This is a genomic window from Nostoc sphaeroides (assembly GCF_003443655.1).
Taxonomy (GTDB): domain Bacteria; phylum Cyanobacteriota; class Cyanobacteriia; order Cyanobacteriales; family Nostocaceae; genus Nostoc; species Nostoc sphaeroides.
On record NZ_CP031941.1, the window covers coordinates 5651483 to 5669296 of the forward strand.

At 41.9% G+C, this 17814-nt stretch carries 12 protein-coding genes and 1 pseudogene; 6 read left to right on the forward strand and 7 right to left on the reverse strand.

Features of this window, described 5'->3' with window-relative positions:
- The first annotated feature begins 739 nt into the window (after positions 1-739).
- The 6 genes from D1367_RS25265 to D1367_RS25300 all read left to right on the forward strand — a co-directional run bounded on the left by D1367_RS25265 (position 740) and on the right by D1367_RS25300 (position 11063).
- Complete coding sequence (locus D1367_RS25265) at positions 740-1411, forward strand: calcium-binding protein (protein WP_118169187.1); 672 nt, start codon at positions 740-742, stop codon at positions 1409-1411.
- A gap of 921 nt (positions 1412-2332) precedes the next feature.
- Positions 2333-4126 carry a calcium-binding protein gene (locus D1367_RS25270; protein ID WP_118169189.1) on the forward strand — a complete coding sequence of 598 codons (1794 nt, stop codon included), beginning with the start codon at positions 2333-2335 and terminating at the stop codon, positions 4124-4126.
- A gap of 921 nt (positions 4127-5047) precedes the next feature.
- The gene (locus D1367_RS32940) at positions 5048-5740 is read left to right on the forward strand and encodes a calcium-binding protein (RefSeq protein ID WP_118169193.1); all 693 of its coding nucleotides are present in this window, start codon (positions 5048-5050) and stop codon (positions 5738-5740) included.
- Between the two features lie 507 nt (positions 5741-6247).
- Entirely contained in the window at positions 6248-7933 is a 1686-nt protein-coding gene (ilvD, locus tag D1367_RS25290; protein ID WP_118169197.1) for a dihydroxy-acid dehydratase, read from the forward strand.
- A gap of 214 nt (positions 7934-8147) precedes the next feature.
- Positions 8148-8525 (forward strand): hypothetical protein, encoded by a 378-nt coding sequence (locus D1367_RS25295; protein ID WP_118169199.1) that lies wholly within the window; start codon positions 8148-8150, stop codon positions 8523-8525.
- 30 nt (positions 8526-8555) lie between these two features.
- Positions 8556-11063, forward strand: coding sequence for a caspase, EACC1-associated type (locus D1367_RS25300; RefSeq protein WP_118169201.1), 2508 nt, complete (start codon positions 8556-8558; stop codon positions 11061-11063).
- A 147-nt stretch (positions 11064-11210) separates the two neighbouring features.
- Here D1367_RS25300 and D1367_RS25305 read toward each other — a convergent pair whose 3' ends face one another.
- The 7 genes and pseudogenes from D1367_RS25305 to D1367_RS25335 form a co-directional block, all read right to left on the reverse strand.
- Positions 11211-11399: a type II toxin-antitoxin system HicB family antitoxin gene (locus tag D1367_RS25305; RefSeq protein WP_118169203.1), complete on the reverse strand. Its 189-nt coding sequence runs from the start codon at positions 11397-11399 to the stop codon at positions 11211-11213.
- Positions 11400-11456: 57 nt separating this feature from the next.
- Positions 11457-12224 carry a Uma2 family endonuclease gene (locus tag D1367_RS25310; RefSeq protein WP_118169205.1) on the reverse strand — a complete coding sequence of 256 codons (768 nt, stop codon included), beginning with the start codon at positions 12222-12224 and terminating at the stop codon, positions 11457-11459.
- 86 nt (positions 12225-12310) lie between these two features.
- On the reverse strand, positions 12311-12949 hold the full coding sequence (locus D1367_RS25315) for a Uma2 family endonuclease (protein ID WP_118169207.1): 639 nt from the start codon (positions 12947-12949) through the stop codon (positions 12311-12313).
- Positions 12950-13132: 183 nt separating this feature from the next.
- Positions 13133-13613, reverse strand: a pseudogene (gene fcmC, locus D1367_RS25320) (filament morphology membrane protein FcmC).
- A gap of 5 nt (positions 13614-13618) precedes the next feature.
- Positions 13619-14773 (reverse strand): filament morphology actin-like protein FcmB, encoded by a 1155-nt coding sequence (fcmB, locus tag D1367_RS25325; protein WP_118169209.1) that lies wholly within the window; start codon positions 14771-14773, stop codon positions 13619-13621.
- Between the two features lie 239 nt (positions 14774-15012).
- Positions 15013-15636 carry a DedA family protein gene (locus D1367_RS25330; RefSeq protein ID WP_118169211.1) on the reverse strand — a complete coding sequence of 208 codons (624 nt, stop codon included), beginning with the start codon at positions 15634-15636 and terminating at the stop codon, positions 15013-15015.
- A gap of 469 nt (positions 15637-16105) precedes the next feature.
- Positions 16106-17188: a Gfo/Idh/MocA family protein gene (locus D1367_RS25335; protein ID WP_118169213.1), complete on the reverse strand. Its 1083-nt coding sequence runs from the start codon at positions 17186-17188 to the stop codon at positions 16106-16108.
- Between the last annotated feature and the right edge of the window lie 626 nt (positions 17189-17814).

The window sequence follows — 17814 nt, forward strand, 5'->3', positions numbered from 1 at the left end:
ATCTCAATAAGTAAAACCAACCCTGTCTGAACAAAGGTTTAAGATTTTTTTGCGGAGAAAGTAATAAAAGAAGCCTAATTACTCTTTCTTATAGATAGAAAAAAGTAGCGTTGAGGGTAATATCATAGTCTTGTGATTCTGAAAAAAATCAAGATGTTCTAAAACCTATGCAATTTCGTAGGAGTAAATCTGCTTTTTTCCTAGCAGCCTACTACTAGAACCAGTGAAAACATCAGGTACAAGAATATAACATCACTATTGGCACAATTTTGATGCCAACATCATCAATCAATCCAGTGTTTTTCAAATCTTCTCAAATCTTCAGGCTTAACAGCAAACACCTGTTGCAATTAGGTGTGGTTCAGCTATCTCTTCCCACTCACTATTTCTGGGAGCATCCCAAATGTGTAAGTTATATCAAACCCACATTATGAATTGTCATTGCGAGCGCAACGTAGTGGAGTGAAGCAATCCCATATCTTGCGATTGCTTCATTACGCTATCGCTTCATTCGCTTTTGACTTACACCTTTGTGCAAAATTGGGATGCTCCCCTATTTCGTTGCCTTGTTTTCTCGGCGTTGCTGGATAAAAGTGTGAAATTCAAAATTAAATGCTTGAAACTGTTTCCTTGCGCCTTTGGGGGAAACCAAATTCATACTCTTAATCAGCAACACGTTTTCTGATGGGGAAGTGACGCGGTTATTTTTTTACCCTCTAAATTCAGGAGAAACTAACTCATGGCAATTATCAACGGTACCATTTTCAATGACAACAATACCGTCAACGGTTCCCCGCTTATCTTCCGCCCTGCCTTAAATGGGGGTGCTGGCAGCGATATTCTAAATGGTAATGCTGGCAACGATATTCTAAACGGGCGCGGTGGCAGCGATATCCTTAACGGCAATGCTGGCAGCGATATTCTAAATGGGGGTGCTGGTAGCGACACCCTCAACGGCAATGCTGGCAACGATGTCCTCAACGGCAATGCTGGCAACGATGTCCTCAACGGCAATGCTGGCAACGATGTCCTCAACGGCAATGCTGGCAGCGATATCCTCACTGGCGGTGCTGGGACTGATTCTCTCACTGGCGGTGCTGGTAACGATATTTTCGATTTCAACTCAGTTTCAGATAGTCCTGCTGGTTTGTTACGGGATGTTATCACTGACTTCGTTGGAAACAGTATCTTTGCGGGTGATCAGATCGATCTATCTACCATTGATGCTAACTCCACTGTAGGGGGCAACCAAGCCTTTACTTTCATTGGATCTGGTGCATTTACCGCAGCTAGTCAGGTTCGTTATTCAGGAGGCATTCTTCAAGCTAACACTGATAGGGATCTGTCAGCTGAGTTTGAGATTGGGCTGACAGGCGCACCACAAGTACTGGCAAGCGACATTAACCTTTAATTTAACAATTGGTAGGGGTTTAAGTCCCCTGCTTCTATCAAGCAGCGCGTTTTGTGACGGGGATTTAGACCCCGACACAAAACGTAATTGCGTTAGCGCAGCGTTAGCGACGTAGGAGCGTCATTGCGAATTGCGAATTGTTTTAATAGACCTGCCTGGAAAATAAAACACCAGGTAGAATTCTAATAATTTAACAGTCCTAGGGAGAGGTAAGCTTAACTTGCCTCTTCTTTTTATAGTGATTATTATGCAAATTGATTTCTATATTTAGATGAATTGACAAAATGCACTCGTCTTTAACTTTATACAGTTCGTTTCAGATAGGTTTTGCCGAGAATTATAAAATAAATTTACTTATTATTTCTTATAGATAGAAAGATTTATCCTTCAAGGTAGTATAATACTCTTGCTATTCTGAATACAGTAAAAATGTCCTACAATCTATGCAATTTCGTAGAAAAGAATCTGCTTGTTACCTAGCAGCCTACTAGTGGAACCTGTGAAGATATAAGACACAAACATATAACATACAGCAGATTTAAAATTGCTAAGGTACACAAGCTAAATCTGTTATTCAGGTATAAAGCGTCTTTTCCTTCTCAATTCTGAATTGTGCTGTAAATATTCGCACAATTTTGATACCAATATCATCACTATATCCAGTGCTTTTCAAATCTTCAGACTTAACAGCAAAGACCTATTCCAATCAGGTCTAGTTCAATTATATCTTCCCGCCCGTTATTTCTCCACCTTGTTTTCTCGGCGTTGCTGAATAAAAGTGTGAAATTCAAAAATTAAATTTGAAACTATTTCCTTTCCACCTTTGGAAGAAAATAAATTCATTTAATTAGCAACGGCATTTTCAGATGGGGAAGTGACGAGGTAATTTTTTTACCTTGTAATTTTAGGAGACGCTCATTAATGGCAAACATTAACGGTACTAATCGCCCTGATAATCTGTCCGGTGTAGTTGATTCTTTTTTTAATTTCCCTAATATCCTTAATGCTGATATCATCAACGGATTTGATGGCAACGATACGATTAAGGGTGGTAGTAACAACGATACAATTAATGGCGGAAACAACGACGATTTGATTGACGGTGGAGACGGCAACGACAGCCTGATTGGCGGAGCGGGCAACGATACGATTGACGGCGGATTTGGCGGATTTAGACTCAACAACAACAACAATACGATTAATGGCGGATTAGGCAACGATAGTCTTATTGGCGCAGCAGGCAACGATACAATTAACGGCGAGAAAGGCAACGATACGATTGACGGTAGAGACGGCGACGATTTGATTGACGGTGGAGACGGCGACGATTTGATTGACGGTGGAGACGGCAACGACAGCCTGATTGGCGGAGCGGGCAACGATACGATTGACGGCGGATTTGGCGGATTTAGACTCAACAACAACAACAATACGGTTAATGGCGGATTAGGCAACGATAGTCTTATTGGCGGATTAGGTAACGATACGATTGACGGCGAGAAAGGCAACGATACGATTGACGGTGGAAACGGCGACGATTTGATTGACGGTGGAGACGGCGACGATTTGATTGACGGTGGAGACGGCAACGACAGCCTGATTGGCGGAGCGGGCAACGATACGATTAACGGCGGATTTGGCGGATTTAGACTCAATAACAACAACAATACGGTTAATGGCGGATTTGGCAACGATAGTCTTATTGGCGCAGCAGGCAACGATACGATTAACGGCGGTACTGGCAACGATCGCCTCATTGGCGATACTGGCACTGATCTCCTCACTGGAGGATTAGGTAATGATGTTTTTAAGTTCAACTCAGTTTCTGAGAGTCAACCTGGTGTTTTACGGGATGCGATCGCTGACTTCGTTGGAAATGGCAACTCGCCAGGTGATCAAATCGATCTATCTACCTTCGAGGGCAACCAAGCCTTCACTTTCATTGGGGCTAGCGCATTCTCCGCACCCGGTCAGGTTCGTTATTCAGGAGGTATTCTCCAAGCTAATATTGATCGGAATCTGTCGGCTGACTTTGAGATTCAGCTTGTAGGAGCGCCACAACTAGTGGTAAGCGACATTATCTTTTCTGCTACTGACGATAACAGTGACAGTGATAATAACAGTTCCAGTATAATGCCAAGTGGCACAAGTGACGGACGTTCTCCAACTGGCTCTTTTTCTTCTAGTGGGGCCAGTGATAAAAACGGCAGTATCTTTACCAGTAGTTTTGACAACAATATCAACTATATTATTAAATCCGGTAGTGGCAACGATACTATTAACGCTGGCGGTACTGGCAACGATACTATTGACGGCGGTAGTGGCAACGATACTATTAACGGTGGTCGTGGCAACGATATCCTCACTGGCGGTACTGGGACTGATCGCCTCACTGGAGGAGCAGGTAACGATGTTTTCAAGTTTAACTCAGTTCTTGAGAGTCAACCTGGTGTTTTACGGGATGCGATCGCTGACTTTGTTGGAAACGGTAACTTACCGGGCGATCGCATCGATCTATCTACCATCGATGCCAACTCCAATATAATCGGCAACCAAGCCTTTACTTTCATTGGGACTAGGGCATTCTCCGCAGTTGGTCAGATTCGTTATGCAGCAGGTGTTCTTCAAGGTAACACTGCTGGGAATCAGTCTCCTGAGTTTGAGATTCAGCTTACAGGATCACCACAACTAGTGGCAAGCGACATTATAGTTTAATTTTATAGACCAATACGCTTGGCTTTGTGAAAAATTGTAGGTTGGGTTAAGCAAAGCGCAACCCAACAAAGCCCCGGAAATGTTGGGTTTCGTTCCTCAACCCAACCTACATAGTTTAAGGTTTTTAGCGTTAACTGAATTGTATTGTTTTATAGACTTTTTGCAAAAGTAGCTAACACCCCACTCCTAAGCGATCGCTATTAGGAGTGGGGTGTAATTTTGTATTTATGCAAGAGTTAACACAAGCACATCTGAGAAATATAAAATTACTAATGCTTATTAAGGTGCGCCACGTATACATGAGAAAATCAGGTAATACAATTGCAACTTTTACGATGATACAAGGCTTTGAACTTACTGGCAATTACTTGGTTATACATAACTACAGAACCCCTCAAACAAATCTTAATAGGCAACACTAACTCTTTCTAAATATAGGTTTCAGATTTGCTTTTGGCGAGAGGAAAAAAATATTGCTAATTATTCTTTCTTATAGATATAAAAAAGTAGGCTGGAGGGTTATATTATAATCTTGTAATTCTGAATACAGTCAGAACTATCGTTGGCTTTTCCACATAGCGTGAAAAGTCAGTATATAACAATGACTCTTGGCACAATTTTGATGCCAACATCATCAATACATCCAGTGTTTCTCAAATCTTCTCAACTTTTCAGACTTCACAGCAAACACCTGTTCTAATCAGGTGTGGTTCAGTTATCTCTTTCCACTCGTTATTTCTCCACCTTGTTTTCTCGGCGTTGCTGAATGAAAGTGTGAAATTCAAAAATTCAATGTTTGAAACTGTTTCCTTTGCGCCTTTGGGGGAAAGGAAATTCATACTTTTAATCAGCAACGCCGTTTTCTGATGGGGAAGTGATGAGGTAATTTTTTTACCCTCTAAGTTCAGGAGAAACTCACTAATGGCAATTTTAACTTTCAACGGTACTAATGGGCCTGACATTCTAAATGACAATAATGGACGTGATGTATATGATTATCAATTTGGTTTTCCTTTACTTAGAGTCGATTCCGTTTATATCAACGGATTTAACGGTGACGACATTATTGGCGGTGTTTATTTCAACAGCACTTATATCATCAATGGGGGTGCTGGCAACGATGCCCTCTTTGGCGGTCTTAACGGCGATGTCCTCACAGGGGATGATTTTTTTGGCGTTGGTGGCAACGATTACCTCGCAGGGTTAGACGGCAACGATGCCCTTTTTGGCGTTTATGGCAACGATACCCTCAATGGGGGTGCTGGGACTGATACTCTGTATGGGGGTGCTGGCAACGATGTTTTTGACAACGATGTTTTCGATTTCGACTCAGTTTCTGAGAGTCAACCTGGTGTTTTACGGGACATTATCAAGGACTTTGTTGGAAACGGTATCTTTATAGGCGATCGCATCGATCTTTCTACCATCGACGCCAACTCCAATATAGCGGGCAACCAAGCCTTTACTTACATTGGCAGTAGCGCATTCTTTGCAGTTGGTCAGGTTCGTTATTCAGGAGGTATTCTCCAAGCTAACACTAATAATCTATCGGCTAATTTCGAGATTCAGCTTGAAGGATCACCACAACTAGTGGCAAGCGACATTATCCTTTAATTTAATAAGACTTTTTGCAAAATTGTGTAACACCCCATTCCTAAGCGATCGCTCTTAGAAATGGGGTGTGATTCTTTATTTACGCAAAAAGTCTAATGTTGAAGAATTCAGGTGCAAAGCCAAACATGCGCCAACTGTGACAAAATGCACTCGGCTTTAAACTGTCAAGGATGGTATTATTATATATCTCTTTCTTGTTTCTTCCCTTTGCGCCCAAAGCCAATACTTTGCGGTAGCCTGCGGCAAGCCTCTGCGAGTCTACGTTTTCAAATTTTATATTTTTCACGAATCAAATAAAACTGCCTCTTAGGGCGATTGAGCGATGTGAAGTCGGTCTGCGACTTTACTAAAGTGTAGTTACTCAGCTACAGCAATGAAGTAGCGCAGGTGTCGCAGTTCCATAGTTTTGATATTTTATAAGTCTCAAATATTCATAAATATATATTGGACATGTCAAAACTTGCTACCTATTATACTTATACATGCAAGTTAGAGGATGATGTAACTATGTCGGAGAATTTAAGAAGCCAAATTGTGACGCAAGGGGTGCAGCGATCGCCTAATCGAGCTATGCTGCGGGCAGTTGGTTTTAAAGATGAAGATTTCAATAAAGCCATTGTGGGTATTGCCAACGGTTACAGCACGATCACTCCCTGTAATATGGGGATAAATCAACTGGCACAAAGGGCAGAAGTTGCCGTTAAAACCGCCGGAGCAATGCCACAAATGTTTGGCACAATTACCATCAGCGATGGGATTTCGATGGGAACTGAAGGGATGAAATATTCCCTAGTGTCGCGGGAAGTCATCGCCGATTCCATTGAAACCGCCTGTACTGGACAAAGTATGGATGGTGTGCTAGCAATTGGCGGTTGTGATAAAAATATGCCAGGGGCAATGCTGGCGATCGCCAGGATGAATATCCCTGCAATATTTGTTTACGGTGGCACTATTAAACCCGGTCACTACAACGGACGCGATTTAACCGTAGTCAGTTCTTTTGAAGCTGTTGGTCAATACAGTGCTGGAAAAATTGACGAAAAAGAATTATTAGAAGTCGAAAGTCGCGCTTGTCCTGGCGCTGGTTCCTGCGGGGGAATGTTCACAGCTAACACCATGTCTTCAGCATTTGAAGCGCTGGGAATGAGTTTGCCCTATTCTTCGACAATGGCAGCTGAAGATGCCGAAAAAGCCGACAGTACCGAAAAATCGGCTTATGCGTTAGTCGAAGCTATTCGGAAACAAATCTTACCCCGCCAAATTATCACCCGCAAATCTATAGAGAATGCCATTTCTGTAATTATGGCGGTGGGTGGTTCAACCAATGCAGTGTTGCATTTCTTAGCGATCGCCCGCGCTGCTGATGTAGAGTTAACCATAGACGACTTTGAAACCATCCGCGCCCGCGTTCCTGTTTTGTGTGATTTAAAACCAAGCGGTAAATATGTAGCTACAGATTTGCACAAAGCTGGTGGCATTCCCCAAGTCATGAAAATGCTACTTGTGCATGATTTACTACATGGTGATAGTCTCACCATCACTGGTCAAACGATCGCAGAGATATTAGCAGATATACCAGAAGAACCATCCGCCAATCAAGATGTGATTCGGACTTGGAACAACCCGATGTATCCTCAAGGACATTTAGCCATCCTCAGAGGTAATTTGGCAACAGAAGGGGCTGTCGCTAAAATTACTGGTGTTAAAAAACCAGTGATTACCGGCCCTGCACGGGTGTTTGAATCGGAAGAAGCTTCTTTAGCTGCAATTTTGGCGGGTAAGATTCAAGCTGGTGATATTCTAGTCATCCGCTACGAAGGGCCTAAGGGCGGGCCTGGGATGCGCGAAATGTTGGCTCCCACCTCAGCAATTATCGGTGCTGGTTTGGGTGATGCTGTAGGATTAATTACCGACGGACGTTTTTCTGGCGGTACTTACGGCATGGTGGTTGGCCATGTTGCACCAGAAGCAGCCGTTGGTGGTGCGATCGCTCTTGTAGAAGAAGGCGATAGTATTACTATTGATGCACCCGCTCGTTTGTTGCAGTTGAATATATCCGAAGAAGAATTAGCCCGTCGTCGTGCCAATTGGCAACCTCCGGCTCCGCGCTACACTAAAGGCGTGTTAGCGAAATATGCCAAATTGGTATCTTCTAGCAGTATTGGTGCTGTGACAGATTTAGATTTGTTTTAGTTAACCTGACGTAATAGACATCTCCGAAAAAGAATTGTTTTGACGTAGCAGTGCTACGTCTTTTTGATTTCTAGTAATTTTTACCTAAATTTTATGAGTTTTCGTAAAAATCTTGATGAAATTTCAGGACATTTACAGAGAAAATATGATCTCAATAGAGAAATCACGGCAATATAGTTGACAGTCAACTGCTTAGAACTGAAAAGGGTACAAAATGAGTTCTGAATCTAACGTCAAGTTAACGATCGCTCTTTCTAATCCAGACTTAGATGCAGATGAGCTAGAACGGGAAACGCGGAATCTGCTGCGAGAAATTAGAGATTTAGATGTAGAAAGTGCTGAACTTGTGGCAGTTACAGAAATTCCTCCAGGAGCAATGGCGTTTGGAGGTTTTCTGCTGGGAGTGTTGCAGGCTGAGGTAAGCCTTGCCAATTTTAAGAAATTGTTAGGATATTTGGGCGATCGCTTGGGCAACAAAACTATTGAATTGGAAGTTGAAGCTAACGGTAAAAAACTTAAGGTAAAAGCTAGCAGTCAGAAAGAGTTAAATGCCGCCATTGAACAAGCTCAAAAGTTTATCGCAGGCAACTAAGAAATTTCAGCAGTAAGGAAAAATAGCGAGATGGCAAAAATAGCGCTGCTAATCGGAGTTAGCGAGTATGATTCTGGTCTTGACCCATTGCCAGCGACAATAAAAGATGTTGAGGCAATGCAGCAAGTTTTGGAAGATCCAGAAATTGGGGATTTTAACGAGGTAAAAATACTGATAAACCCTCAACAACATGAGATGGGGGTAGCCATCCAAACCTTATTTGATAATCGTCAAAGAGATGATCTTTTGCTGTTATTTTTCTCTGGACATGGCATTAAAGATGAGAGTGGTAAGCTTCACTTTGCAGCACGTAATACTCACAAAAATCCACAAGGTAAACTTTTTGAATCAACCGCAGTACCAGCTAGCTTTGTGCATAAGTTTATGAGTGATAGTCGCTCTAGACGCGAGGTAGTAATTCTTGATTGCTGTTTTAGTGGTGCCTTTGCCGAGGATATGGCAGCGAAAGATGACGGGTTTGTGGATGTCAAAAACCAATTGGGTGGAGAAGGGCGGGCTGTTCTGACATCTAGTACCTCAACCCAATTTTCTTTTGTACAGCTAGGAGCAGAAACTTCAACTTACACCCGTTATATAGTTGAAGGGCTAGAAACTGGTGCAGCAGACCGAGATGAAGATGGTTTGATTTCAGTTGATGAATTGCATGAGTATGCTGCCAAGAAGGTGCAAGGAAGCACTCCGGCGATGAAACCAGAAATATATGCTATTAAAGAAGGCTATAAAATTAAGCTTGCTAAAGCACCCATTGATGAGCCTAAACTCAAATATGGTAAAGATGTTGAATATTGGGTAAGAGATGGTGAAATTTCTGATATTGGTCGTATTGCTTTAGATAGGCAACAAAAAATATTAGGACTAACACCTGATGAAGCTGCTGCTAAAGAGGCTGAGGTTTTAAAACCTTATCAAGATTACAAAGAAAATTTACATAAATATGAAGAAGCGTTACGCAAGGAGATTAAACATAAGTTTCCTTCCAGCGATAAAACTCGCGCTGATTTAAAACGTCTTCAGCAAGCGTTAGGACTCAGAGATGAAGATATAGCCTTAATTGAAGCTCCGATCATTGCCGAACAGCCCTTGACTACACCTTTGGTAGTTACTAATGATGATTCGGATCCTCAAAATAGCAATGTTAAATACTATATAGTAGCTTGCATTATAGGGGTAATCGGAGTATTTGTTGGCGGTACTTTAGTATACTTTCTTCTCCAGAAAAATCTATCTCCACCTAACCCTACCTGTGCTAAAAAGACGTATAGTTTGAATGACAGAATTAGCTTGGGTGAAGAAGTTTTATTAAGACAAGATACAAACCCAGCTAAAGAAGCTGGAGTTAAAGCATTTTTAGAGGGGGAATGTCAAACTGCTATTGAGAAGTTAAATTTATATCGCAAAGCTAATCTTAGTGACCCAGAAGCATTGATTTATTTGAACAATGCTAAAGCTCGTCAGAAAGAAGATAAGCTCAAAATTGCTGTGAGCGTACCCATTGGTACAAATCCAAACGTAGCAAAAGAGATCCTACGCGGTGTGGCTCAAGCTCAAGATGAAGTAAATAGCAGTGGTGGTATTAATGGCAAAGCTTTAGAGGTAGCGATCGCTAATGATGATAATGATCCAAGTGAAGCTGTACAGCTTGCCACTCGCTTTGGCAGAGATGCCAGCATCTTAGCTGTTGTGGGACATAATGCTAGTAATGCTTCCCTTTCCGCAGCCCCAGTGTATCAAAGAGACGGGTTAGTGATGATAACTCCCACTAGTTATGCCCCAAATCTCTCTAATGTTGGCAACTATATTTTCCGTACTGCTCCTAGTGTTAGCTCCATAGCAGATAAAGTTTCGGATTATGCCATCAATACAGCAGGCAAAACTAATTTTCTTTTCTGTGTTGATCCGCAATCATTAGATAATCTGTTGTTTAAGGATAAGTTTGTCAAAGCGATAAAGGCTGCTAATGGTAATATCAATCCCACAGATTGCAATATTTCTACCAGCAATTTTAACTCTAATGCAGTCATTTCTGAAGCTATCCGCAGTGGCGCTAATGGCTTAGTATTAGCTATCTACATAGAAAGAATAAAGCAAGGTCTAGCGATAGCACAAGCTAATCAAGGGCAGTTGAACATATTTGGTAGTCCCACACTGCTTACGAACGAAGTATTAAAGGAAGGGAAAGCTATTAATGGCATAATAATCCCTGTACCTTGGCATCCTATAGCATTTTCTAATCATTCCTTTCCAAAAAAAGCGCAGACGCTTTGGGGCGGGCCTGTAAATTGGCGAACAGCGACCACTTATGATGCAACTACAGCGATCGCTAAAGGTTTGCAGCAAAGTAACACCCGTGAAGGACTGCAAAAAGCGCTGCACAGTCCGAGTTTTTCAATTGATGGTGCAACGGGAAATATTCAGTTTTCACAGTCAGGCGATCGCACCAATAATTCCATCTTCTTAGTCAAAGTTCAACAAATACCTGGTACTGATAAATATGAATTTGTACCGATTCAACCTTAATTTTGCAGCTTTACCTAATAGCGATCGCCCTGACTCATTCTGATATTTCAAAATAGCGATCGCACTTACTTATTGTGATATTTCAAAATAGCGATCGCCCTGACTAATTTTGATATTTCAAAATAGCGATCGCACCCAGTTTTTAATTTACAATAAGTCGATTAGAATCAGCCGACCTTCTTCTTTTAATACTTCAATATATAATTTAACAGCTTCCTTAATATTGCCAATAGTTTCTGTTTTCGTTTTTCCTTGACTGATACAAGCAGGTAAGCTAGGACATTCAGCTACCCAATAACCATCTTTTCCTGGATAGATAATAACTTGTCTCTTCATCTATTCCTCCTACAACTCAAAACTGTATTCCAAACAAATCAAAAAAGCCAAAATCTCTCATAACAAATCTGGATTTTCCCCCAATTCTCTCAATCTAGCCGCTAAACGAGCCACCTGTGCAGCCGCTGCTTCTTCTCGTACAGCAGCAGCCGCTTCTGCTTCTGCAACTGCGGCTTGTGCTTGTGCCGCAGCAGCTTCGTCTGGTAACAAAACCAAACTCCCAGCTACATCATAAAACCGCAACCATACCGCCGTTTCTCTGTCTATTGTTCCTTCATAGGTTCCCAACCATAAACTTAACTTTTGACACCATAGCCAACCACGCTCATTTGGTGTCAAAGATTGATATTGCTGATCATGATCTAAATGCCACCCCTGCAAAGAATTAGGATCAAAGGGGTCATAGACAAAATAATCTGAAGTATGAAAAGTTTGTTCGTAAAGGTCTTTCTTAACAGTCTTATCTATGTTGGCTGTAGATGGTGACATTAATTCTACAATCACATCAGGATAACGACCGTTTTCTTCCCACACTACCCAACCTTGACGAGAATTAGTCCCGTCCACATTCAAGACAGCAAAGAAATCGGGGCCACGGAAATCCTGGTTACGTACTTGGGCGCTGCTGTAATAAATAAACATACTGCCACCAGTAAAAAAATCATTCCGGTCAGCCCAAGCTTGTTGCAATGACCGAATCAGGACATTCATAGCAATGCGGTGGCGATTTGATTCCAAGGGTTCACCATCATCAAAAATTAAATCTGTAGGTGGGGTGGGGGGTTCCCAGTCCACAATGGCTGCTGGATTTGTCTCAGTAGTCATGAGCGATCGCCTTTCTCAGAAAGCCTTAGATTTCTATCATAATCTGCCGAGAGCTTGCTGAAGTAAGGCGTACAGATTACAAACGGTTATAAATTATTTTTGACCCAATCTCGAAAATTACGCATAGCTTGACTTCTCCCAATTGTTAAACACTGCTGAACATATTCATTAACTAATTCAACAATTGGGATATTAGGGAAATTAGGACTAGATTCAGATTTTATATATTTCCCTTCTTTTAGCAAGAAAATTTCTAAACCTTGTTGTGTATGTCGCCAAAGTTCAGGAACTCCCAAAATTTGATAATTCTCAAATCGAGTCCGAGAAGTAATATCAATTTCGATAGCTAAATCTGGTGGTGGATCTATATTTAAATCTATACGATTTTTTCCAATTACAGCAGCTTGATTTTGAATATAAAAACTTGTATCTGGTTCTACTGCTTGCTGCGATCGCTCATTTTTAAGAGTTGTGGAACCAAAAGGCTCAAAATCAATTTGAAGTTTGTCTAATAAAACTCTTACTAACTCACCAATATATTCTTTATCTTTTTCGTGTTCTGGTAGAGGAACCATAATTTCTAACCAGCCATGACTATAAGAAATACGTGCAGCACGCCTTTCTCCCATCTCTTCTAAAATATTTTCTAACTGCTGCCAACTAATATCTTGGAGTAACATTTGTTGACCAGGTTTTACAATAATTTGTTGGAGTTTTAAAAGCATATCGCCTCGGAGAGTTGATGTACTAGCTGTTATATACAGCAGATTTAATTTACAAATCTCGCTTCATCTACACAAATCTGAATAATCCTAATATTTTCTATATAAACATTAACAATCCTTAACAGATAATATTATTAAGGATTGTTAAAAGGAGCAAAAACTGCTCACAAACGTGATTTTTTCTTAAAAATCATCGAGAAACTGACTAAGGCGACTGATTACGGGGTCAACCTCTTGAGGAGGGGTAGCAACAGTATAAGAAGTATTATTTACTACTTCTAATTGAGTTGGAGACTGAATGAACGATCGATCATTGACAATGAGCGCCAATTGTGCAACTTGTTGAGAAAGTTGCAGTAGATGGTGTTCCATCGCCTCCAAACGATTAGAATCCCTTGGCAAAAAAACGTTCCTCAAGTCCAGCCACTTGACGTTGCAGTTCACCAATTTGCTGTTCAATCGGTGTTGTTGCTGCTGTTTGTCGAGCAGGTTGTACAGGTTCCGGTACACATAAAGATTGCCATAAGGCTTCTTTACAGAGGTCGCTGAAAGTCTTGTCTGGTTGTTTGTCCAAATAACTTTCTACTTGCGCTAACAAGCTTTCATCAGCAAGCTCTGGGTTGAACGTGACGGATTTAACTACCTTTTTTGACCATTGGAACATCAGCTTTATGCCCTAGCAGCGCGATTGGAGGATAATTGTGCCTCTCCATAAATATACTGCCCCAAAGCATTCGCCTGCCTAGAAGGTGCTGCTAAATGAGCATTAATCTTTGCCTCTTTGAGCAGACGTTGAACGTCGTCCCAGAAGAACTCACCACCCCCGCCAGTCAGAATCACATCGGTGACACGTTCTGGCAACCAGGCTAGCACACGGCTACAGATTTCCCGTGAAAACATCTCCGTGAGGTTGGGAAGAAAATCGTCTAGGTTGGTGGGCTTGCTAGCGCCTTTAGGACGGTAATAGCGTTCACCTCTGGGTTTGTTCACGGCGGAAATCAGAGCTAGAGATTGACTATCTGCTCCCTCGATTTCGGCGGATACCAATTCATAAAACTTGTTCATACCGAAGTCTTCGCTCTTAGAAGCACCTCTAGCAAAACGGAAGTTATCTACCATCAAAAGATCGACGGTTTGATGTCCAATATCAACGATCGCCACCGATATTTTTGTAAAATCGGGACTGTTAGGACTTTTCTTCGGTTGAGCTTCAGACCACAGCAAGCTACCGTAGCCTTCTGGCATTACCCATACCTTACTGACATTCAGCGAAATAGATTCGCCTCGGAAGTTCAACACATGAGGCCCGCCTACTTGGCTAATCAACTGGGCTTTTTCTTTTTCAAATTGCTCTAAGGAAAGAAAAGGCAGACCTAGTACGACCGAGATATCGTCTCTAAGTTTGAAGTAGCCAGCACTTGCTAACACTTTTACCAGTGCAGACTCTACCTTAGATTGGCCAACTCCTAGATTCGCCCCAAAATCGGCTGCCAGTTGACCAACAGCATATCCATTTCCTTGATACTCCAGCCACAAATCCATTAAGGGGTCAGTAGCCCTGGCTTCAAAAACACCACCGCGTACTTGTTCAATTGACATCTGCTTGACGTTGGCAGGTACGAACACCACATTACTGGGTTCACGACTCACACAAGTTTTTGTGGAAGTTCTGCCTAAATCAACGCTGAGAATAGTTTTCCCCGGAACACCGCCTGTCTTGGGAGGAACATTATTAACAGCATTGATGGGAGTCGATGCTGACACTCTATTCATCGGTATAGCAGCAGCATTGATGGGGGTAGCGGCGGAAGGTTGGTCTGTCATGAAAGCTCCTAGTTCAAACTTAACTGTAAAAAGTTGTCATGCTCATCTTACAAAAATGCGAGCAACCAGAAATTCTAGGTTGCGTCAAGTGTAGCTAGAAATACGCCAAAAATTATTCGGGCGATACCTGCGATAAGCTCATGCCAACGCACGTCTAGTATTATTTGGCATAGTGTAGGCGAATTTTGGCCAGATGTAACCCCTGCTTTTACTGCTTTCAAACCAAAAGCCTTCGTGTTTCATCTTCTAGTGCGTCTTAACTGGCGCTTGAATATCCAGAAAACAAATGCTAGAACCAAACCGCCAAGTACGATTTTGGACACAGGAGCAAGGTACTTGTCCACAAGTTCATACTGACTACCCAAAGCATATCCTGAGAATGTTAACAAACCCACCCAAGCCGCGCTACCTACTGTTGTGTAAAACAAGAATGGCAGCAAAGGCATATTGCTGATACCTGCGGGAACAGAAATCAAGGTGCGGATTCCTGGCACAAGACGACCAATTAATACTGCTGTTCTACCTCGTCGGTCAAACCACTCTTTGGCCTTGGTGATATCTTTACTGGATATAGCCAGCCATTTGCCATACTTGTCAGCCCAAGCTTTCAAACGAGTTTCGCCCAAAAACTTACCTGGATAATACCAAATAAGTGCGCCCAATACAGAACCCAAAAGTCCTGCGAAAAACACACCAATGATATTCAGCTTTGCCCCCCCTGGTTGATATGGACTTGCTGTAAATCCAGCCAGTGGCATGATCAATTCTGAAGGAATCGGGGGAAAAAGGTTCTCTAGGAACATTAGTAGGGCGATTCCCCAATAACCAAAATAGTTGATAGTATTAGTTATCCATTCAAGCATTGAGTCAATTCCTGAAATTGTTGTACTAGTCTTGTTACTAAGATTCCGCTTTAGCTTTTAAAAAAGCTAACTATCCCCGCTTGCTAAAGTCAAGGTAATTCGGCTGCACAAAAACTTGGCATCGAAATGAATAAACAGAGTAAGAGAAGTAGAAGCTAGTAGTCTGTCTCAAAAATTTTGAAGGGTTGTAGAGACGCGAAATTTCGCGTCTCTTTAGCCCTTGAAATTGAGCGATAAATCGCTCACTACGAACCTGAAAAAATTAATGAAACCAACCACCAGATTTTATTTTCTAATTTTTTAGATCCCCCTTAGTCGGTTTTTTAAAAGGACTAGGGAGGATCTAAAGATTTGATGGAAAATTTAAAAACATACTAAGGGGGTTTTCTTCTGAGGTTGTGAGGTTGCGCCTGTGGGAGAGCAGGGAGAAAATTTTACCTTGTCCCCCTCATCCCCCTCATCCCTTCTTCTAGGCTGTCGGGGTCAATGATTGTACTCTTGATTCCGATTGCCACTCTAATGGATTCAAAACTCGATCTTCCAGCGCCATCTGCTCAATCAAACTTGCCAATCTCAGGGCTTTGAGAGCTTGTTCACCACCTACTGAGGGTTGATTGCCCCCATGTACACAGTTGACAAAATGCTCTAATTCTGCACTTAAGGGTTGAATATTGCTGGTGTAGACTTTTTCAATTACACCATCTTGCCTGTAAAGTACCTGTCGGTGGTCGGTGAGAGAATTGGCAGTCGTTTGTCGGTGAATCAAAATTTCATTCTTGAGAAAATCTGCCTCAGTGAATGAATTTTTGCAATGGGCGACAATCCGGCGAATTTTTCGGTGGGTAACTTTACTGGCGGTCAGAGTAGCAACAATACCATTGGCAAACCCCAAGGTGGCAGTTACGTAATCTAAATAACCAGAGTCCAAGGCGCGAGTACCGCTAGCAGTCAATTTTGTGACTGGGGAAGCAGCTAATTCTAGAAGTAGGTCGATGTCATGGATCATTAAATCCAGCACAACCGAAACATCGTTTGCCCGATCTGAGTAAGGACTCATTCTATGGGCTTCTAGCGCCAGCAATTCTTCAGTTTTAAGCACTTGGCTTAGTTCTTTAAAAGCTGGATTGAAACGCTCAATATGACCCACTTGCAGGATACACCCAGACTCAGCTGCGGCATTTACTAAAGACTCTGCCTCAGAAATACTGGCTGCGATCGGTTTTTCAATCAAAACATGAATTCCCGCTAACAGACAGTTGATGCCCACGGCATAGTGCAGACGGGTGGGAACAGCTACACAAACTGCTTCTACAAGGGGTAGCAAATCACAGTAATCTTCAAAAAAACGCACCTTGTAGTTGCTGGCAGTTTCTAGCCCTCGCTCAACATTAATATCTGCGACTCCGACTAGTTCAACATCTTTCATTGAACTCAGCACGCGAGCGTGATGTTGTCCCATGTTACCCACTCCAATCACGCCTATGCGGATCGGTCGTGGCTGGTTACGCTGTGTATATAGATTCGGTTCTGCCACTGACATGCTATCTTGCACTATTATTCTCTCCTCAACCACCAAATTTAGAGACGCTACGGCCGTTGGCGTTTATACTCGAAAGCCAGTTACGATCCGTCTAAAACCATCCAGATGGTAACATAGAGCCTATGTTTATGAAGAATTTCAAAGTTTATGATCGGTTCCCGTAATCCAAATATCTTTTGTATAGATAGTTCGGGTTTGTTTTGGATTTTGCACTTTTTACAATAAATATGTGTCTTTTTATTAACTTTAAAACATTAAGTAAGCCTTAAGTGTAAATTCTTCAAATTTCTCAGGTTCGCCTAACTCTGCTCCTACTTAACTTAATTGGTGCATTTAGGTAATTAGTTACCGGGATCAATATCTAATTGATACTACTAAAATTACAAAGTCATGAAAAAGTAACATGTATGCTTTTTGAAAGAAACATGCTATCGGAAATTATCGGCACTGATTAATTGAAAAGATTTTTGTATGATTATTTGCAGCACCGTTGTAGGCAAATAATCCTGCAAAGAAGCAAACTACCCGTAGGGTCTGGTAGAGAAGACATCGCATCGCTTTTTGAGAGAAACTAGTGTAGATTGTTTCTTTGGAATATCTAAGGTGGGGCGTTGTTTACCATCACTGACAAGGTTCAG